This is a genomic window from uncultured Gimesia sp. (assembly GCF_963976445.1).
Lineage (GTDB): Bacteria > Planctomycetota > Planctomycetia > Planctomycetales > Planctomycetaceae > Gimesia.
Genome location: NZ_CAXBKP010000019.1, coordinates 1 through 21112, shown reverse-complemented (window position 1 = coordinate 21112; position 21112 = coordinate 1). Strand labels below are relative to the sequence as shown.

General features: G+C 50.0%; 17 protein-coding genes. 16 read left to right on the top strand and 1 reads right to left on the bottom strand.

What is annotated here, in order from left to right; all coding sequences use genetic code 11:
- Window positions 1-77: 77 nt before the first annotated feature.
- From AAC022_RS19020 to AAC022_RS19010, 3 genes are all read left to right on the top strand, one after another.
- Entirely contained in the window at window positions 78-1031 is a 954-nt protein-coding gene (locus tag AAC022_RS19020; RefSeq protein ID WP_339733582.1) for a transketolase C-terminal domain-containing protein, read from the top strand.
- A gap of 99 nt (window positions 1032-1130) precedes the next feature.
- On the top strand, window positions 1131-2087 hold the full coding sequence (locus tag AAC022_RS19015; RefSeq protein WP_339733581.1) for a GNAT family N-acetyltransferase: 957 nt from the start codon (window positions 1131-1133) through the stop codon (window positions 2085-2087).
- Window positions 2088-2187: 100 nt separating this feature from the next.
- Complete coding sequence (locus AAC022_RS19010; RefSeq protein WP_339733580.1) at window positions 2188-3144, top strand: ornithine cyclodeaminase family protein; 957 nt, start codon at window positions 2188-2190, stop codon at window positions 3142-3144.
- A gap of 17 nt (window positions 3145-3161) precedes the next feature.
- Here the strand turns inward: AAC022_RS19010 and mazG are convergent, their stop codons facing one another.
- On the bottom strand, window positions 3162-4100 hold the full coding sequence (mazG, locus tag AAC022_RS19005) for a nucleoside triphosphate pyrophosphohydrolase (RefSeq protein ID WP_339733578.1): 939 nt from the start codon (window positions 4098-4100) through the stop codon (window positions 3162-3164).
- A gap of 119 nt (window positions 4101-4219) precedes the next feature.
- On the opposite strand from mazG, the gene AAC022_RS19000 reads away from it, so the two are divergent.
- The 13 genes from AAC022_RS19000 to AAC022_RS18940 all read left to right on the top strand — a co-directional run bounded on the left by AAC022_RS19000 (window position 4220) and on the right by AAC022_RS18940 (window position 21007).
- Complete coding sequence (locus AAC022_RS19000) at window positions 4220-4711, top strand: hypothetical protein (protein WP_339733576.1); 492 nt, start codon at window positions 4220-4222, stop codon at window positions 4709-4711.
- 38 nt (window positions 4712-4749) lie between these two features.
- Window positions 4750-5793 (top strand): prolyl oligopeptidase family serine peptidase, encoded by a 1044-nt coding sequence (locus tag AAC022_RS18995; protein WP_339733574.1) that lies wholly within the window; start codon window positions 4750-4752, stop codon window positions 5791-5793.
- Between the two features lie 224 nt (window positions 5794-6017).
- Complete coding sequence (locus AAC022_RS18990; RefSeq protein WP_339733572.1) at window positions 6018-8999, top strand: anaerobic glycerol-3-phosphate dehydrogenase subunit C; 2982 nt, start codon at window positions 6018-6020, stop codon at window positions 8997-8999.
- Entirely contained in the window at window positions 8996-9250 is a 255-nt protein-coding gene (locus tag AAC022_RS18985) for a MoaD/ThiS family protein (RefSeq protein WP_339733570.1), read from the top strand. Before AAC022_RS18990 ends, AAC022_RS18985 begins: the two co-directional genes overlap by 4 nt.
- 41 nt (window positions 9251-9291) lie before the next feature.
- On the top strand, window positions 9292-9726 hold the full coding sequence (locus tag AAC022_RS18980; protein ID WP_339733568.1) for a molybdenum cofactor biosynthesis protein MoaE: 435 nt from the start codon (window positions 9292-9294) through the stop codon (window positions 9724-9726).
- 100 nt (window positions 9727-9826) lie between these two features.
- Entirely contained in the window at window positions 9827-10828 is a 1002-nt protein-coding gene (gene moaA, locus AAC022_RS18975) for a GTP 3',8-cyclase MoaA (protein ID WP_339733566.1), read from the top strand.
- A gap of 33 nt (window positions 10829-10861) precedes the next feature.
- Window positions 10862-12037: an aminotransferase class V-fold PLP-dependent enzyme gene (locus tag AAC022_RS18970; protein WP_339733564.1), complete on the top strand. Its 1176-nt coding sequence runs from the start codon at window positions 10862-10864 to the stop codon at window positions 12035-12037.
- A gap of 387 nt (window positions 12038-12424) precedes the next feature.
- Window positions 12425-14128, top strand: coding sequence for a GspE/PulE family protein (locus tag AAC022_RS18965; RefSeq protein WP_339733562.1), 1704 nt, complete (start codon window positions 12425-12427; stop codon window positions 14126-14128).
- A 411-nt stretch (window positions 14129-14539) separates the two neighbouring features.
- The gene (locus AAC022_RS18960; RefSeq protein ID WP_339733560.1) at window positions 14540-15658 is read left to right on the top strand and encodes a type IV pilus twitching motility protein PilT; all 1119 of its coding nucleotides are present in this window, start codon (window positions 14540-14542) and stop codon (window positions 15656-15658) included.
- A gap of 104 nt (window positions 15659-15762) precedes the next feature.
- The gene (locus tag AAC022_RS18955) at window positions 15763-17469 is read left to right on the top strand and encodes an ATPase, T2SS/T4P/T4SS family (protein WP_339733558.1); all 1707 of its coding nucleotides are present in this window, start codon (window positions 15763-15765) and stop codon (window positions 17467-17469) included.
- A 65-nt stretch (window positions 17470-17534) separates the two neighbouring features.
- Entirely contained in the window at window positions 17535-18797 is a 1263-nt protein-coding gene (locus AAC022_RS18950; RefSeq protein WP_339733556.1) for a type II secretion system F family protein, read from the top strand.
- 238 nt (window positions 18798-19035) lie between these two features.
- The gene (locus AAC022_RS18945) at window positions 19036-19911 is read left to right on the top strand and encodes a prepilin-type N-terminal cleavage/methylation domain-containing protein (protein WP_339733555.1); all 876 of its coding nucleotides are present in this window, start codon (window positions 19036-19038) and stop codon (window positions 19909-19911) included.
- Between the two features lie 37 nt (window positions 19912-19948).
- Window positions 19949-21007 (top strand): hypothetical protein, encoded by a 1059-nt coding sequence (locus AAC022_RS18940; RefSeq protein WP_339733554.1) that lies wholly within the window; start codon window positions 19949-19951, stop codon window positions 21005-21007.
- Window positions 21008-21112: the final 105 nt, after the last annotated feature.

Genomic DNA, 21112 nt, shown 5'->3' with positions numbered 1-21112 from the left:
CGAACTGAGAAGACCTGAGACAGCTTGAGTCAAATCAATATCTAAAGTCAACACACAGACAAAAGAGACATATCATTATGTATTTAGGCGAAATTAGTGGATTGAAAGTCGGGCAAGCCACACGCGATGCGTTTGGTGATGCATTAAAAGAACTGGGGAACAAATACCCCCAAATTGTGACCGTTGATGGTGACGTCGGAAACTCGACACGTACGGAAGTCTTTGCAAAAGACCATCCCGAACGTGGTTTCAACGTAGGAATCGCGGAAAGTAACATGGTCAGCGTCGCTGGCGGTCTGGCCTCAACCGGCCATATCCCTGTCGTTGCCAGCTTTGCCGCATTTTTGTTGTGCAACGCTTATGATCAAATCAGAATGTCGATTGCGTTTCCGGGCATGAATGTAAAGCTCGTTGGTACGCACGCTGGGATTTCGATCGGCGAAGATGGTCCTTCACAGATGGGAATCGAAGACGTCTCCCTGGCCTGCAGTCTGCCAGGTATGGTTGTGATCGTCACCGCCGATGCTGTCTCAACCAAAGCAGCAACCGCCGCCATGATTGAATATGAAGGCCCCGTTTATCTGAGACTGGGCCGACCAAACGTGGCTGAGATCTATACCGAAGACGATACCTTCGAAATTGGAAAAGCCAACACCGTACGTGAAGGCGACGATGTGACCATTATTGCAAATGGCCTGATGGTCGCCGGTGCCATTGATGCTGCCACAGTATTGGCAAAAGAAGGCATCAGCGCACGTGTAATTGATATGCACACCATCAAACCAATTGACGTTGAAGCGATTCAGAAAGCAGCCCGCGAAACCAGTGCGATTGTTGTTGCAGAAGAGCACCTGGCTCATGGTGGATTGGGATCTGCTGTGTCTATGGTAGTTTCTCAAGCAACGCCTGTTCCAATGGCCTATGTCAATGTTGGCGACTGTTTTGCAGAAAGTGGCGATCCTCAAGGGTTGCTGGACAAATACGGTCTGACTGCAGCTGCCATCGTTGATGCTGTCAAAAAAGTCAAGTAACAAAACGAAAAGCCCCCTTTCGATAATAAGGGGGCTTTCTTTATTGTTGCTTTTAAAAAACAGATTCTAAGTCCCATTCACATTTTGTGAGAGAACTTTGTGACTGAGTTTCGTGCGTTTCATAATACTGACCCACCGCATTTGCTGAGCTTATGGCATGCTGCAGGACTGGGAAGAGGAGCCGCGGAATGTCTCAGCATCGATGCCTTCGAAGTTCTGATCTTCTCACAACCCTATTTTGATTCCAATGGGCTGATTGTTGCGGTCGAAGACGGAGAACCCGTTGGGTTTGTGCTGGCAGGATTCGGCCCGAACAAAGAAGAATCAGCGCTTGACTATTCTCAAGGCGTCATCTGCACCGTTATTGTTCATCCCAAATTTCGCAGACGTGGCATCGGTCGTGACCTGGTTTTGAAGGCTGAAGATTACCTCAAATCCAAAGGTGCCGTGAATATAACCGCTGGCCCATCGGGGCTGCTCTCCCCCTATCTGGTCGGTCTGTATGGAGGGACTCGCCCTTCCGGCTTCCTGTTGTCTGACCCACTGGCCGCTCCGTTTTTTGAATCGATCGGCTATGATGCAATCAAGTCGATTCGAATTTACCAACGTGATCTGCTCGGCCCGAAACCACCGATCAAATTTCATCTAGTCAATATTCGACGCAAAATGCAGCTGATGATTTCCGATGATTACCAGGCACCTAACTGGTGGTGGCTGACACGGCTGGGAAGGCTGGAAACATTACATTTTGAACTCGTCCCCAAAACCGGCGATGGCGCTGTTGCCTCTGCGACTGTCATTGGCCTGGACTTATATATTCCGAAATGGGAAGAACGAGTGATCGGACTGACAGATGTCTTCGTAAAAGAAGACGAACGTTCCAAAGGTTACGGGCAATCACTCTTACTGGAAATCGCTCGCCGTCTGCAGGATGAGTTAATCACAAAGCTGGAATGGCACGTCGAAGAGTCCAACACGGTCGCTGCGCACGTCGCTTTAGCCGTCGGTTATTATCAGATTGATACTGGTATTGTATATCAACTGATTTCTCGTTAGCGTGTAAGCAAATCATCGAAACATCATTTGATATTCGATTCGAGTCTGTATTCTTTGTTTGTCAGCAGTCCTGATTCATTGAGGAAAAGGGTAACCGTTCATGGCGGCGTTATATATTACTGAGGATGATGTTCGTTCTGTGATGGATTTGGAAAAATCGATCCTCATCACGCATAAAGTCTTCAAGGAACTTGCCGCCGGTCACGCCACCAACGTACCACGACAGCGTGTACGGGGACCGGGAATCATGCTGCATACAATGTCAGCCGCCAATGAATATTTGCGCTATGTTGGATGGAAGGCTTACACAACGACTAAAAACGGCGGCCAGTTTCATGTCGCGATCTACGATCAGGAAAGCGGCGAAATGCGCGCGTTAATCGAAGGCGATTTCCTTGGCCAACTGCGCACGGGAGCTGCCAGCGGCGTTGCGACAGAATACATGGCCCGGCCCGATTCCAAAGTCGTGGGACTGTTCGGAGCCGGTCTGCAGGCACGCACGCAATTACAGGCGGTCTGCCTGACGCGGAAAATCGAATTTGTCTCTGTCTATTCGCGCGATTTTGAGAAGTGCAGCCGCTTCGCCGAGGAGATGACGGAACTCTGTGATGTCGAAGTCTCAGCCTCACATTCTCCCGATGAAACTGCGGCTGAAAAAGACATAGTGATCTGCGCGACCACGAGTAAAGCCCCGCTGTTTGACGGACGCGTGCTTGATGAGGGAACCCATCTGAACGTGGTCGGATCGAATCACCGTTCGCGACGTGAAATTGACCGCACCACCATCAAACGCGCCGATGTGATTGTCTGTGATGATATCGACCAATGTAAAATTGAATCCGGAGATTTCATCCAACCCGTCGAAGAAGGCATCACGGACTGGCGACTGATGCATAACCTGTGTGAGATCGTAGCCGAACGTCAAACAGGCCGCGCCACCGATGATCAGGTCACCTTATTCAAATCAGTCGGTCTGGCAGTGGAAGATGTGGCAATGGCTGTCACAGTTTATGAACTCGCACTCGAAGAAGATCTGGGCACCGATTTGCCGTTTTAACGTCAGTCGAATTGGCACTAAGAACTCTGTCTTTCCTGCTCTTTGACGGACTGATAGATCTCTTCCATTTCCTGCAAGGAAGCCGCCTGGATCGAGCGACCGTCCTGCTCCAACTTCTGTTCGATCTTCTCGACCCGTTGTTGAAACTTGCGATTACTTTTTCGCAATGCTTCTTCCGGATTGATTTGCCAACGCCGGGCAATGTTCGCGACGACAAACAAAATGTCACCCAGTTCTCCTTCAACGCGTAATCGCAGTGCCGGATCGTCGAGTTCCGTATCGGCAATGACGTCCGCTTCCACCGTTGCCGGCATATCGGGGATCTTGCCTTCGGGATAAATTTCGTCTGCCAGTTCCTGAATCTCTTCGCGCAATTTATCAAACAGCATATCGCGATGCGGAAAGTCATACCCCACTTTCGCCGCTTTCTCAGCCACGCGTGCTGCACGGGCCAAGGCTGGCAACGCTGCAGGCAGGCCATCAAATATGGAGTGTCGCTGCTTTTCCTGCTCCTTGATCTGATCCCAGTTCTTGCGCACCTCAGCGGGAGTCTCTGCGTTGACGTCTCCAAAAACATGCGGATGCCGATCAATCATTTTTTGTGTCAGGCGATCGACAACATGCGTTAAATCGAAGCGACCTTCGTCGGCGGCGATTTGAGAATCGAGCACAATCTGCAGCAGTAAATCACCCAATTCTTCGATAATATGTTGATCATCGCCGGAATCGATGGCTTCCAGCAGCTCGTACGTCTCTTCCAGAGTATACGGCTTGATCGATTCCAGTGTCTGTTCCCGATCCCAGGGGCAACCCTCGGGCGAACGCAGGCGGGCAATGACATCGCAAAGCTTTTTAAATGCAGGAGTTAAGATGCTATAATCGGGTGGAGTCCCCGATTCAGGCGGGGAATCAAGGTGTGAGTCAGCAGGCTGAGAGGGATGATCGGATTTTGTCATTATTTTACCGTATGATTCACCTGTAAACTGAAATAGTGTAGGATGATGGTATCGTAGCGAATTCCGTTCGCTCTGAAAATTCACAACCAATTCATGAGGCATAAAAGATGAGTTTTCTAATGAAAAGTACAATGGCGGTCTGTGTTCTATTTCTATCTCTGGGAGCCGCTGATGCGGCCCAGCAGGATGACGCAGCGAAACAGCGAGAAATGCTCGAAAAGAAATTTGAAACGCAGATGAGCGGTGCAACGCTGGTAGGACACTTTACCGTAGACGGAAAGACCAATGGCAAACCGCCTCGCGAAGAACGGTATGAAATCGCATCCGCCAAAAAACTGAATGGCGATCAATGGCTGATTACCGCTCGTATTAAGTACGGCAAGAATGATGTTAACGTACCGATGCCTTTGAACGTATTCTGGGCCGGTGATACCCCCGTGATTTCTCTGACCAACTTGACGATTCCCGGCTTGGGAAATGCGTTTACCTCGCGCGTGATGTTTTTTGAAGGTCGCTATGCCGGAACCTGGCAGCATGGTAAAGTAGGCGGAAACCTCTGGGGCAGAATTGAATATGCCAATCAGAACTCTGAAACAGAAGAAGAAAAATAGTCACCGCGATGCATCAACAACCTGAGGAGTCTGAATTTATGTGGAAGAAATGCGTTTGGAGTGTTTTGGTTCTGAACCTGTGTTGCGTCGGTCAGGGAAATCTGATCGCCGCCGAAAAAGCGAAAGAAACAAAACAACCACAGGCAAAACAGACTCCTCTGATACCCATCAAAGTCAAAAGTTCGCTGGATCAAAGTCTGCAGCCCTCTCTGGTCTGGGCACCCGAAGCAGCGAAGACAACTCCGACTCCACTATTGATCTTCTTGCATTCCTGGAGCGGAAACTATAAACAAAACAACGCCAAGTGGCTGAAAGAAGCACAAAAACGGGGTTGGATTTATCTACACCCGAATTTCCGCGGAGTGAATCAACAGCCGGAAGCCTGTGGTTCCCAATTGGCCCGTCAGGATATTCTGGATGCCATTGACTATGTAATAAAACATTATAACGTCGATCCAAGCCGCATTTATCTGGCAGGGTCATCCGGTGGCGGACACATGACGATGCTAATGGCCGGACATCATCCGGATCGTTTTTCGGCAGCATCAGCCTGGGTCGGCATTAGCGATCTGGCAGCCTGGTACCATTTCCATGTGAAGGATGGCAAACCGCAGAATTACGCACGCATGATTCTCAAATCTCTGACAGAAAAGCCCGGCGTCTCTTCCCAAGTGGATGCCGAATACCGCGATCGCTCTCCTCTGTTTTGGATCGCGAACGCGACCGATCTGCCGCTCGACCTCAATGCCGGCGTGACAGATGGAAAAACCGGTTCGGTCCCATTCGCCCATACGTTACGCGCCTTCAACGCACTGGCAGAAAAGAACCAGACCACTCCCATTTCAAAAGCAGAAATGCAGCAGTTGTGGGATCATGGCAAATTGAAAACGCCTCATTCCACAGATCAAGAGATTGATGAAACCTATGATCGTGACATCCATTTAAGACGAAACTCAGGTCAAGCACGGGTAACCATCTTCGAAGGAGGCCATGAAGGTTTACCGGAACCCGCCTGCGAATGGTTATCGAAACAGTCACGCGATACATCCAGGTTCGTAAACAAAGCGGCAGGCCAGCAATAATCTGACCGTCGGTCTGGTGAAATCACTTTGAACAGGTAGTTTTCAGCAAGCTTAGGGAATGCTCGAATTATACGGGTTCTTTCATAGAAGTTCCTGAATTACGCCTCAGAAGTCTGTTTCAATGGATTGACTGTTCAAACTATGCACTTCAATCGCGTACAATAGCGATGAACCCAAGCCTCACAAAATCGCGTGCACGCATTTCAGCCTGAGAGCCAGTAACTTTGGACCGACAACAGCAACGAATTGCAGAAGATCTTTCGAGCCTGATTGCAGGTGATGTGCGATGCGATCCGGTGGCGTTGTCGATTTATGCCAGCGATGCCAGCCTGTATCAGGTGCCCCCCTTATGCGTCGCTTATCCCCGCGAACGGAACGATTTGATCACAATCGCCCGGTACGCGACGGAAATGAACGTGCCACTCATCCCTCGGGGCGCGGGCACCGGGCTGGTAGGCGATGCCATCGGAAGTGGAATCGTTGTCGATTGTTCGCGGTATCTGACCAACTTCGAGTTACTGGAAGACAATCAGGTACGGGTTCAACCTGGAGTGGTCCATGCCCGGCTCAATCGTTATTTGAAATCACGCGGCTTATATTTTCCGCCGGATCCTTCCAATACTGAAGTCACCACGCTCGGCAGCATGCTCGCCATTGATGCGGCTGGCTCACGCGCCATTCGTGTCGGATCGACTCGCGATCATGTGAATCAGCTTGAGATTGTGATGGCAGATGGGACCTGCTTCGAGGTGGGTAACGAAAGTCTGTCGATTCTCAGTCAACCTTTGCCCACTGGTCCCACAACGTCTCTCTTAGGCGAGCAATCTCCCGATACACGCGGCGATCAGGTGAAACGAACGGTACTCAGCAAGCTTTCCAAACTGCTCTCCGATCACGAGCAGTTGATTCAGGAAAAGCAACAGTCCCGCATTCCGAATTGCAGCGGGTACTTTTTGAAAGGCATTAAGACGCGACACCATCTGAATCTGGCACGATTACTGGTCGGTTCTGAAGGGACACTCGCCATGTTTTCTTCAGCCGTCCTGCACGTCTCTCCCTTACCTGCCCACCGTGGCGTGGTGCTGTTGTTGTTTGGGGATCTAGCGTCCGCGATTAAAGCGGTGCAGACGATTATTCATGAACAGCCTTCCGCCTGTGATTTGCTCGATCGTCGGCTGTTGTCTTTAGCAAGAGAAGCTGACCCCCGTTTTGCCTCACTCATCTCAACAGCGGCAGAAGCAGCACTCCTGGTGGAGCAGGTCGGCTTCAGCGATTCCCAGGTGCAAAAACGATTGCACAACGTCACCCTGGCGGTGAAGAATATCAACTCCCGTGTGGTGGTCGCGATGGAAACGCATCAGGCAGATGAGGTCGACTTTCTCTGGTCGCTTCCACAAAAAGTGGTACCTTCCTTGAGCCGCTTACCCGGTGATTCACGGCCGCAACCGTTCGTGGAAGATATTGCCATCCCACCGGAGTCCTTGTACGAATTTTCGCAGAAAGCGCAGAAAGTCTTTCAGCGGCATCAGGTCACAGCCACGCTTTACGCGCACGCCGCATCAGGGCAAATGCACTTGAGACCTTTTTTACCGGCGTTGACGGAGCAAAACGCACCGATTCTGGAGAGTATCGCCCGCGATTTATATCAAATGGTATTCTCCGTGAATGGTACGATCAGCGGAGAGCACGGGGACGGCCTGGCTCGAACCGCGTTTATTCGCTCGCAGTACGGTGATTTGTATCGCGTCTTTCGCCAGGTTAAAGATATCTTCGATCCACATAATCTGCTGAATCCCGGCAAGATCATTAATGACGACCCCCACGTCACCATTCGAAATCTCAGGCCGGTTCCCGAAAAATTTCCGGAACTGATTGATCTGCAACTAAACTGGACACCTCAGGAACTGCAAACCGAAGCCGCCCGCTGTAATGGCTGTGGCTCCTGTCGCCGGCAAGATGCCGGTTCGCGGATGTGTCCCGTGTTTCGGATTGAACCGAACGAAGAGGCGAGCCCCCGCGCGAAAGCGAATCTGTTTCGCGGCCTGCTTTCCGGTGCCATTCATCCCAACGAACTTTCCTCCGTAGAAACAAAAAAACTGGCCGACACCTGCTTCAACTGCAAACAATGCCAGCTGGACTGTCCCTCGACGGTCAACATCCCCCAGATGGCGATTGAGGCCAAAGCCGCGTATGTCTCAGCCAACGGGCTGGGCCATACCGACTGGATCTTATCCCGCGCCCATTCGTTCGGTGCCTTCGGGAGTACACTCTCCATGGCAGCCAACTGGGCGATTAATAACTCCACGGCACGCTGGGTCATGGAAAAAATGATGGGCATCCATCGCAGTCGAAAGCTGCCGCTGTTTTCACGGCGTTCCTTTTTACGTTCGGTTCCCCGAAAGCTCACGAAACGGCCACGACCGGGCAGCGATCCGAATCTTGTCATTGTTTTCGTAGACTATTACGCCAATTATCACGATCCGGAATTAGCACATGCGCTTCTGGCCATTTTGCAGCACAATCAGATTCCCGTTTATGTTCCCCCGAATCAACTGGCGTCTGGTATGGCGATGGTTTCTGCCGGCGACTTGATCGCAGCGCGGAGTGTCGCAGAAGAGAACCTGAAGATTCTCAGCGAATTTGCCAGAGAGGGACATCAGATCATCTGTCTTGAGCCAGCCGCTGCCATCTGTCTCAAGCAGGAATATCCGATGCTGGTACAGGGAGAAGACAGTGAAGTCGTTTCATCGCAGGTCAGAGAGGCAGGTGAATTCCTGTTGCAGTTGCACGAATCCCAAAAATTGCGCACTGATCTTGTGCCCCTGGATCTGGAGTTGGACTACCATACACCCTGTCATATCAAGGCTTTATCGTCCCGTTCTGCACTAAAGGAGCTTCTCGCTTTGATTCCTGAGCTGCGGGTGAATACAATTGAAAAAGGTTGTTCAGGCATGGCCGGAACGTACGGACTTGCCAGGGAGACCTTTGAAACCTCGAAGCAGATCGGTCGGGAGCTGATTGATCATATGAAAACCACACGCGTGCGTGCGGGGGCAACGGAGTGCAGCAGTTGCAAAATGCAGATGGAGCAGGAAACCCGGATTCCGACCGTTCATCCAATCAAGCTACTGGCACTTTCCTACGGAATCATGCCGGAACTTGAGCGGTCGTTGCAGCCCCAAAAGAAAAAACTGGTAGTCTCATGACAGTTCAACAGATTCAGATCAAATTATTCGCCCGCGCCAGGGAACTGGCAGAGAGCGAACTGATCTCAGTTTCCGTTGAAGAGCAGGCGACGGTCGCACAATTACGGCTGGCGATGGCAAAACAGTTTCCTCAGTTACAACCGTTAAGCAGTCAATTGTTAATTGCCGTTGATAATGCCTACGCAGGGGAAGACCAGTCCCTGAATACACAACAGGAGGTCGCCTGCTTCCCCCCAGTGAGCGGCGGCTAAAACCATATTTTTCAGATCAGTCAACAAATCGATTTCGAACGATGAAGCCAGACTATATTTCCATAACAGAACAACCCATTGACTACACGGCGTTGACCGAGCGGGTTCGCTCTAACCAATGTGGCGCCGTGGTCCTGTTTATGGGAACGGTTCGTGAAATGACCTCTGGTCGTCAGACGATTGCCCTAGACTACGAAGTTTATCCAGAAATGGCGCAACAGATGATGCGGCAATTGATTACCGAAGCGCGTGACCAATGGGCCATTCAAGTCGTGGCGATTGAGCACCGCATCGGACACCTGGGACTGGGGGAAATCAGTGTCGCGATCGCCGTCAGTTCGCCACATCGAAATGAAGCATTTGAAGCAGGGCGATTTCTGATTGATCGTTTGAAAGAAATTGTCCCCATCTGGAAAAAAGAAAATTGGTCCGATGGAACAACCGAGTGGGAACATCCGGAAATCGAAGCAAAATAAATGCCGGTTTAGTTCGGCGTACTGTCTATAATAAAACAAAAGCAAGCGAGAAGTCGTTCAGGCGGAAAGACATCAAGACTGCGTTTACTGTGAGGCTTTAATGGAAAACCAGAATCAGCTAATCGATTCATTCGGGCGCGTGCATAATAATCTGAGAATCAGCGTTACCGATCGTTGTAACATTCGCTGCTTTTACTGCATGCCTTCGGAAGACGTGCAATTTGTGCATCGCAGCAAGATCATGTCATTCGAGGAAATCGTCCGCTTTGTCCGTCTGGTTGCCCCCCTGGGCGTCAATAAAATCCGCTTGACCGGCGGCGAGCCTCTGGTCAGAAAAGATGTTCCCGCGTTGGTAAAGATGCTGGCCGAAATCCCCGGCATCCAGGACATCGGCATCACCACCAATGGGATCCTGCTGCCGCAATACGCACAACAGTTATACGATGCCGGCTTGAGGCGGATTAATATCAGTCTCGATGCATTGAACGCGGAAAAATTTAAAGAGATCACCCGCCGCGATGAGTATGCAAAAGTGCGCGAAGGGATTAAATCGGCCCATGCAGCCGGCTTTAACCCGGTGAAGATTAATGCCGTTTCCATTCGCAATATGACGGAAGAGGAAATCATTCCCTTTGGACAACTGGCACGTGAAACGGGTGCCGAAATTCGGTTTATTGAATTCATGCCCCTCGATGCAGACAATCAATGGGAACGTGAAAAAGTGTTGTTTGCCCACGAGATCCAGGAAATTCTCTCGCGGGGGATCATGCCACTGGTTCCAGTGGAACAGCATGACAAGAGTGCGCCCGCATCGAATTTTGTCTTCGAAGACGGCGTCGGTCGAATTGGATTCATCGCCTCAATCAGCGCTCCGTTCTGTATGAGCTGCAATCGATTTCGCTTGACCGCCGACGGTAAACTTCGCAACTGTTTATTCAGCTTGGAAGAAACAGATATTCGCGAACTGTTCCAGAAAAATGCCCCCGACCAGCAGATACTGGAAGCGGTACAGAGCAGCATCGCCGCCAAAAAAGAGGGACACGAAATCAATACCGCACGTTTCATTCAGCCGGATCGCCCGATGTACTCCATCGGCGGCTGACATCTGACACACTTCGAGTCTGGTTAGTTTTAAATGAATGAGCAGCCATTGATTTATCTGGATAACGCGGCCACCAGTTTTCCGAAGCCCGAGTCCGTTTATGCCGCCGTCGATCAATATAACCGTCAGGTGGGCGCGCCCATCGGCCGTGGTGCGTATCGAAAATCCATTGGGCTGCAGGCATCCATTGATCGGTGTCGTAAGCGGGCAGCGGAGGTCTTAGGGGCAGCACGACCGGAAGAAGTCGCCTTTACCTTTAATGGGACGGACAGCCTGAATACGATGATTCATGGCGTACTGAAACCCGGCGATCATGTCGTAACCTCCGATGTAGAACACAATTCGGTCCTCAGACCACTGCAGACACTAAAGGAACGCTGGGGGCTGGAAACGACGTTCATTCCCGCAGACCAATCTGGCGTGGTGGACGCGGCCGCATTTCGTGAAGTGATACGAGACAACACCCGGTTGATCATCCTCAATCATGCATCTAACGTCACAGGCAGTATTCAACCGGTCAATGACGTCGGCGAGATCGCCCGAAACGCCGGTGTCTTATTTCTTGTTGATGCAGCGCAAACAGTCGGTCATCTGCCATTCAATGTCTCTCAAATGCCCGTCGATTTTCTGGCCTGTCCCGGGCACAAAGGCTTACTCGGACCTCTAGGTACAGGCTTGATCTATATTCGCTCTGAACTTGTCGATCAGGTAGACAGTTTCAGACAGGGAGGAACCGGAACCCTTAGTGAAGAAGAGACACAGCCTCAAACTCTGCCGGACAAGTTTGAGTCGGGCAATCATAATGCCCCGGGCCTGGTTGGATTGAGCGCTTCGCTGGAATACCTGCAGGAACGTGGTATTTCTGCCATTCGTGAACATGAACAAGCATTAACCGCACGGCTGATCGAAGGTTTGCAGTCACTACCTGGATTTGATTTATCTGGCCCCAAACAGGTCGAGGACCGTGTGGGAGTCGTCAGTCTGATCTCTCAGACAGTGGAACCTCAGGTCCTGGCTTCAATTCTTGATGAAAACTTTGGCATTCAGACCCGAGCCGGCTTACACTGTGCCCCACGCATTCATCGCGCGATTCAATCACTGAATTCAGGGGGAACGTTACGATTCAGCCCCGGGCCTTTTACAACCATGGCAGAAATTGAGGCAACCATAGCCGCGATGCAGGAATTGGCGGATTCTTTTACAGGGTGAAAATTCAGAGCCAACGGGCATCGCATCAGAGATCCTGCTTTAAAGGTGTAATCAGAAAACTATCACAAGTATTTTTTGTATAGCGATTTACATCCTTGACACTCTGCCAGATCTACCTCAAAATTAAAATAGGCAATTCTTGTACGACACATCTTCAGTCTGCTTCCCCAATGGATCATTGGAATATCAGAGAGCAGCCAACTCAGTTGAGTTGGCGTTGACGAGTAATTTCACAAGCAGGATGAGCTGACTGACAGGCAGAAAACAGCCTGCAGTTCATATATTTTTCATAAACCAGATTGAACCGGAGTATTGATTCCCCACCTTTGATATGGGAAAAAAGGATACTTGCAGGTGAAAACTGATTCTATTCCGTGGAGAAATTGAATGGCTGACGATTGGATGCAACAGTTAGTAGATGATGGGTTTCTGGGCCCAGCCCAGTTGGATGAAGCCTCAAGTCTGGCCAGTTCCATGGGAATTTCCCCCGGTGAAGCACTGGTCAAACTGGGTTATGTCGGAGCCGAAGTCATCGCACAGGCACAGGCCTCAATGTATGGATATGAGTTCATTGAGCTCGATTCGATCGAGATCCCACAAACTGTGATTGAGCTGGTTCCGGAATCCATGGCACGGGAAAATACAGTCATTCCTGTCGGGATGAAAGGGGACTCCCTGCAGATTGCACTGCATGACCCTATGAAATATGAGGTTTTGGACAAGCTGCGGTTTATTATTAATCGTGATCTCGATGTAGTTATGGCACCCATTGAATCGATTCAGGCGGCTATTAATCGGCATTACGGTCAAAGTGAAACCGAGTCGGTCGACACGATGCTGAAAGAGTTCACCGAAACACAGATGGACATTACAGCGACAGAATTGGCAACAACAAGTTCTGTTGCTGACGAAGACGAGAGCGCTCCGGTAATCCGACTCGCCAACCTGATTATCAGTGAAGCTGTAAATATGCGGGCCAGTGATATCCACGTCGAACCGTTTGAAGACCGAATTCGGATCCGGTATCGAATTGACGGCTCGTTAGTGGAACGCGACAGCCCACCTCGACGTTTATTAATGGCGTTGGTTTCACGTTTTAAGATCATGGCTTCCATGGATATCGCCGAAAAACGCCGCCCCCAGGATGGTCGAATCAAGACGACGTTTGCCGGGAAAGATTTTGACCTGCGGGTGAGTATTCTCCCCACCAACCACGGCCAGGCGGTCGTCATGCGTATTCTGGACCGAGATAACATCAAAGTGGGAATTCGGAACCTCGGTTTCTCCGAAGAAAACTATCGGCGATTTCAAACAATTATCCGCAGACCGAATGGGATTTTTCTCGTGACAGGTCCAACGGGAAGTGGTAAGACTACCACTTTGTACAGTGCTCTGGGTGAGCTGAATCGTCCGGATCGAAAAATTATTACCGCTGAAGATCCGGTCGAATACTACCTGCCCGGCATCAATCAGGTCGAAGTGAGGCATAATATTGGGTTGGATTTCTCTCGAATTATTCGTGCCATGTTGCGTCAGGCACCCAATATTATTCTCGTGGGAGAAATTCGTGATAAGGAAACTGCTGAGATGGCAATTCAAGCATCTTTGACAGGACACTTGGTATTCAGTACGCTACACACGAACGATGCGCCCGGATCTATTACACGCTTAATCGACATGGGGGTACAACCGTTCCTCGTCGCATCCAGCGTTATGGCCGTGATGGCACAGCGCCTGGTGCGTGTTGTTTGCGGGAAATGTGTCGAGACTTATGAGCCTGATCCTGGAGAGCTGGAGTACCTGGGATTTACGCCCAGCCAACTCGAAACCGCGATCCATAATCGAGGCAAGGGATGCAACACATGTTCACACACCGGTTACAAGGGACGCAAAGCGGTGTTTGAGCTGATGATGATGAATTCGGCTATACGTGAAATGACTTTTCGCAGCGAAGCCGCTCAAAACATCAGAAGACAGGCACGTTTGTTCGGTATGAAATCGTTGGCAGAAGATGCCGCTGATAAAGCACTCGAGGGAATTACAACTATCTCTGAAGCAATGAAATTAGCGAAAGGACTAGAAGGTCATTAGGAAAGGATTCGGGGCACAAAAACTCGCTCTATTTGAGCCGCTCAGAGAGGCAGAATGGCTTGGTTTCGCGTCGCATTGGCCCCATGCCTTATATGCGAAGTGTTTGATCTATTTCAGGGCTTTTGTTGAGTTTTAGTGTGGATTACTGAATAATTGCTTTATCACACGTCATATTTGCCATGAAATTTCATTATTACACTTCTAAATCATCTTATCTTACATTGTTTGATTCATTGATCGTTTCACTTTGGTTCTTGTTTCACTCGGTTATTCACGGAAAAAATGTACAAGCAAATGATCGTTCTGGAAGAGGGGTAACTCAAATCGAACAACGATCAGCACGTTTGTGACGTGCCTCATTACCGGTGATCGCTCACTTTTCAGTCAAAGAGTTTTCAGAAAGTACTTTGGATGGCAACGGTTCAGATTGACAAATTGCTGGAGACGGTCGTTAAAGAAAAGGTGAGCGACTTACACATCACCACAGGCCAGCCGCCGGTTGTTCGGATGGGAGGGCATATGGTCCGCCTGGAAACAAAAAGCCTGGAGCCCGACGATACAGTCGCTTTGATGAAAAGTATTACTCCTGAGCGAAATCAGCAGGAACTGCAGGAAGTAGGGGGAACGGACTTTGGATTTGCCTTCGGCGATAAAGCGCGATTCCGCGTGTCCGTGTTCAAACAACGTGGTCATATCGGCATGGTCTTGCGTCGAATTCCGAACGAATTTCTGACGTTTGAACAATTGGGGCTGCCAGCGGTCATTTCAGATCTGCTCGAACGCCCTCGAGGATTGTTTCTCGTGACGGGCCCGACCGGGAGTGGTAAAACCACCAGCCTGGCCAGCATGATCAATCATATGAATGATACGATGGATCACCATATTATCACCATGGAAGATCCGATTGAGTATTATCATGAGCACAAAAAATCGACGATTAACCAGCGTGAAATTGGCGTCGACGTTCCCTCGTTTCCTGAAGCACTAAGACGTGCACTGCGACAGGACCCCGATGTGATTCTGGTGGGGGAAATGCGAGACCTTGAGACGATTTCGGCCGCCATTACCGCTGCAGAAACCGGGCACATTGTCTTTGGAACCCTGCATACGACAGGAGCACAGGGAACAGTAGACCGAATTATCGACGTGTTTCCCACCAGTCAGCAGGACCAGATTCGAACTCAGTTATCGGCCTCCATCATCGGCATTCTCAGCCAGGCGCTGTTGCCGAAAAAACCAAAAGGGCTGGTGGCCGCCTATGAGATGCTCGTTGTCACACCCGCAATCGCGAACCTGATTCGTGAGGCCAAGACCTACCGTATTAACTCCAGTATTCAGACCGGACGAAAGTATGGCATGCAGTTGTTGGATGATGCGTTGTACAACCTCTGGCGCGACGGACTGTGTGAGGAAAAAGATGTCGTTATGCGTTCGAACAATCCCGGCGAACTGAAAGCCAAAATCGCCATGGCGAAAAAAGGGTTGCTTGAAGGCGATGAAGATGGTGATGATGACGATTATGAAGACTAACCCACATTCGGGTTTTTAATAGCAGGAGCAGAAATTCAGGGAATTGAAAAAGTCAGGTCGTTCATTTCAGAATGAAATTTAGAGTTAGTCAAAGGTAGGCATTCATGGCAACAAGACGCCTTGGTCAAATCATGGTCGATCTGGGTTATATCTCGGAAGATCAGTTGTGGGATATTCTGGAAGAACAGAAGCAGAGCCCCGGTGAAGTCATCGGTCAGGTTGCTATCCGAATGGGACTGGTCACCGAAGAGCAAGTGACACAAGCACTGGCTGAACAGTGGGGCATGCCCGTTGTTGAACTGGGTGAAACCAATATTCCGGCGAAAGTTCTGGAACTCGTCCCCGAGACGATGGCATCGATTTACAAAATCATGCCGGTTTCATTGAAAGACGATGTGCTGACCGTCGCCATGGCGGACCCACAAAACGTAGCAGCACTGGATGACCTTAGAAACTTTCTGGGGTACGATGTCAGAGGCGCTGTTTCGAACCTGAAAGATGTAGAAGAAGCAATCACGCGTCACTACTCCGAGCGTCAAGACAGCATCGAAGATGTGATCGGCGCCATTGAAGACGAACTCGGCACAGATACCAGTAAGAACGTTTATGACCTTTCTTCGTCCGAGGAAGTGGCCGACGCTGCCCCGATTCGAAAACTGCTGAATATGGTGATGCTGCTGGCCATCAAGGATCAGGCAAGTGACATCCACCTCGAGCCATTTGAAGATGAATTCAAAATTCGTGTGCGCGCCGATGGCGTGCTCTACGAAATGGTGCCCCCTCCACGCCACCTGGCGAACGCCATCGTTTCGCGTGTCAAAATTATGGCAGACCTGGATATCGCCGAAAGACGATTGCCGCAGGACGGTCGTATCGAATTGAACGTGGGAGGCAATCCGGTCGACTTACGCGTGAGTGTGCTGCCTACCCTGTTTGGTGAAGCTGTGGTTATGCGAATTCTCGACCGAACCGTCGTGCAGTTGGACCTCAATAAAATTGGAATGGATCCGGTAACACTGTCACGTTTCCGGGAAATGATTCATCGCCCCAACGGCATCGTACTCGTGACCGGACCAACCGGGAGTGGTAAAACAACAACCCTCTATTCTGCTTTAAACGAGCTGAATGTCATCGAAGAGAAAATCATCACAACCGAAGACCCGATCGAATACGACATCGATGGCCTGATTCAGGTTCCGGTGAATCCCGACATCCAAGTGACATTTGCTTCGGTATTACGGGCGATTTTACGTCACGACCCCGACCAGATTCTGATCGGTGAAATTCGAGACTTCGAGACCGCGGAAATCGCCGTTCAAAGCGCGCTGACCGGCCACTTGGTTTTCAGCACGCTCCATACTAACGACGCCCCTTCAGCCATCACACGTTTGCGTGATATGGATATCCCCAAGTTCTTGATCACCGCCACAGTGGAAGCGATTCAGGCACAACGTCTGGTGCGTACCATCTGTAAAGAATGTCGCACCGAATTTGAACCCAGCGATGAACTGCTACTGGAACTGCAGCTCCCCATCGAACAGGCGCGCCAATACAGCTTTTACTACGGGAAAGGCTGTGCGACCTGTAATAACTCAGGCTACAAAGGCCGAACTGGCCTCTATGAATTAATGGACGTCACCGATGAAATCCGCGACCTGATCACGGAAGACGCATCCGTCGATGATATTCGAGATATGGCCCGCAGCCAGGGAATGACCACCTTGCGTGAAGCCGGGCTGAAACTGATTTTTGACGGCATCACAACAATCGACGAAGTTGTTCGCGAGACCGTGATGGAAGATATTGAGTAATGTCTGCCCCGAGGGCCGAAGCAGAATACAAACCATTTTTAGAAGACTTTTGACGGAGTAACGCCATGCCGGTTTATCAATATGAGGCAATGGATAACACAGGACTCGAGGTAAAAGACACCATCGAGGCCCCATCTGAAGCAGAGGCCCAGACACTCATCAAAGAGAAGGGCTTTTTCGTCACAAAAATCGCCGAAAAAGGTCGTGGAAAAAAACAGAAGAAGGGAGCCGCCACAAAAGGGGGCGGCGGCAAGAAAGCCGGCGGCGCCAAAAAAGGGGGCTTCTCCATCGGTGGCGTTCGCTCCAAACAGCTGACCGCATTCACACGACAGCTTTCCACACTGCAGGATGCCGGCTTGCCGATTCTAAGAAGCCTGCGGATTCTGGAAGCACAGGCCAAACCAGGCCCGCTCAAAGCGTCCCTCGATGGCGTGATTGAAGATATTGAGTCTGGAAATACACTCTCAGAAGCAATGGCCAAGCAGCCCAAGTGCTTTGATAACCTGTACGTCAACATGGTCAAAGCAGGGGAGGCCGGCGGTGCTCTCGAAGTCATTCTACAACGTCTGGCAGAATTCAAAGAGCGTGCTCAGAGTTTGAAAAAGAAAGTGCAAGGGGCCATGATCTACCCGGTGGCGGTGATTACCGTTGCCAGTTTGATCGTCGGATTCATTATGTACTGGATCATTCCGAAGTTCAAAAAGATCTTCCTCGATTTCGGTACGGAACTGCCCGGCATCACGTTGATGCTGATGGCGGTCAGCGATATTGTCGTCTCCTACTTCTACCTCTTCCCGGCGGTGCCGCTGGCATTCTGGATCTTTATCAAAATCGTCAAGAAGAATAAGAAGGGGGCCTTTATTGTCGACTGGATCTCCCTGCGCATACCGCTATTAGGAAAAATCATCAGTAAGTCGGTGACCGCGCGAACCTGCCGGACATTGGGAACACTCATCGCATCCGGGGTGCCGATTCTCGAGGCAATCATCATCGCCCGTGATACCGCAGGCAATATGGTATTCCAGAGAGCATTCGACACGATTTACGCCGCGATTCGCGAAGGGGAAACCATGGCCGTCCCACTCCGTGAGGCGCGGATTGTGGATGACATCGTCGTCAACATGGTGGACGTCGGTGAAGAGACCGGTGCCCTCGATAATATGCTCTACAAGGTGGCCGACGTGTACGACGAAGAGGTCACAGTCCTCGTAGATGCACTGGTCAGTTTGCTGGAACCGTTAATGGTAATTATTCTCGGCCTGATCGTTGGTTTCATCGTGATTGCCCTCTTCATGCCTTTGATCAAACTCTTAAACGATCTTTCGTAGTGTTTTGGGTGGGGTGTTGCAGAATAATACAGTTTAATCAAACGTTTCTCCGCGATTCGCGTAGATCATAATAGCGATAAAGTGTTTTGAGTAAATGTCTTATGTGTTTGTTGTGTTTAGGGCACAAAAAATGCCCTTTATAATGAATCAGGAAACTCTCGGCTGATTTTCGTCTCTTAGAAATCAAACAGAGTTTTCGCTATCAAACTGTTGTTTTGAAAAGACTTAGGAGTTAACAATGAAACGTCGGTCGCCCCAAACCATCAAGGCGTCACAGCAAACAAGACGTGCGTTCACATTAATCGAACTCATGATCGTAATTGTGATCATCCTAATCCTCCTCGGCCTACTCATCCCCGCCATCGGCGCCGTAAGACTCCGAGCTCAGCAGGCACAGGTCCGTGCAGAAATTGCTAATTTGGAAGCAGCCATCACTTCCTTCAAAACCGATTTTAGCATGGAACCTCCCAGTTACATCAATTTACACGAGGCCGGTAGTGCCACTTGGGATCAGCACAGTAAATCATTAATTCGAAAAATGTGGCCGCAGTTTCAATTTGGACTCGACCGAGATATCAATAATGATGGTGACGAGACCGATTCATTCGAACTCAGCGCTGGAGAATGTTTGGTATTTTTCCTGGGTGGAGTCTTTGATTCAACGAACAAGGCTCCCAATGGATTCTCGAAAAACCCTGCCGACCCATTTTCGATTGCTTCCGGCGGAACAAATCGTCAGGGGCCTTACTTTGAATTTGATACGAACCGGTTTACTGATATCGATGGAGACGAAGCCGCTGAATATAAGGATGCATTCTCCAGCCAACAGTTGCCCTATTTGTATATCAGCAGTTACGGCGGACGCGGTTATCGTACGGCTGAATTACCATCCATTCCTGCTTTGAGCGTGAATGTAAAAAACGTATACCACCAAGGCACACCTGGCGATCCACTCGGCCCGGCTTACAAACCCAAGTCTTTCCAGATTATTTCGCCAGGCGCTGACTCTCAGTATGGAACGGGTGGTAATTATGACCCGGATAAAAACTTTCCATCCGGACGCACTGTAGAGGCAGATAACATCACCAATTTTACTGGTGGATCACTTAAGTAATTCAGTCGGGCCTTGTTTTTCAGAAGTCAGGTTTTTCATGCGTCGTTTACAAACACATCAATCTGTTCGAGTCATGCGAGGCGGTTTTACGATCATCGAACTGTTGATGGTTGTAGGGATCTTGTTATTTTTGATTGCAACCTCAGCATTCGTGGTGCGTAACATCGGTAATAAAGCCCGTGGAAAAGCCACGATGACTAATATTGTCAAAGTGAATGGTTTGCTCAGTCAGCGGATCCAGTCTTTTCAGAAACTTCTGGAATCAAATCGATCTGATAAACTGATACAGCCCCGGTTAAGCAGTAAACGTGGGCAGTTGGTCTCGGAACTGAATAATAAAAAGTATTACTCTCTGACAGATCCCATCGTGGAAATTCTGGTAAAGAAGGATCTCTTTCGGGAAAATTTCCCTCAGTTTGTTGGAGACAGTAAATCAATCAATACTGCGATGGGGGCAGCCGCTGGCGTTTCAGGTTCTGACGGCGGCCTCAGCGTCAGTTCCGAATATCTTTATTTTGTACTGACACAATACGATGGGCTCGGGATTGCCCCTGTGGGAGAAGATGCTTTTACCGCTTCCGAAGTGAAAGACACCGATGGTGACGGGCTGAAAGAATTTGTCGATGGCTGGGGCAGACCTCTGCGGTTTTATCGCTGGCCAACACGCCTGTTTCGTCCTTATGGAGCATCGCCCGGAATTCATCGCGAAGTGGCAGGTCCCTTTTTCAGTGGCCTGCCCCCGGTACCGAATTCAGCAAATGAACGGGATCCTCTCGCCGTGGATGCAGATGATCCGCTGGGGCGGCTGGCGAATGAGAACACGCGTTCGAGCGGTCTGGTTAGCACGTTGTTTAATGACTCTGTTAATTTCTATTATGACAGTGACCCGCTTACTACCTTTCCCTGTGAATACGGGGTGATAGATACATACTGGCTGCCTCTGATCGTTTCCGCTGGTGAGGATGGGATTCTGGGGCTGTATGAACCTTATGACACAGCAAATAACGGCGTGCTGGCACAACCAGTAGCCGTACCCGTTGTGGAAGGGGTTTTTGACAATATTACCAATCACAATCAACGAGCCGGAGGAAGGTAAGCCGATGCCAGCCTTTCATAGGAACAATCAATTCACACTGCAGTCTTCGTCACGAGCCGGTTTTACGCTCGTGGAGTTGCTGGTCGTGATTTCCATCCTGGCGAT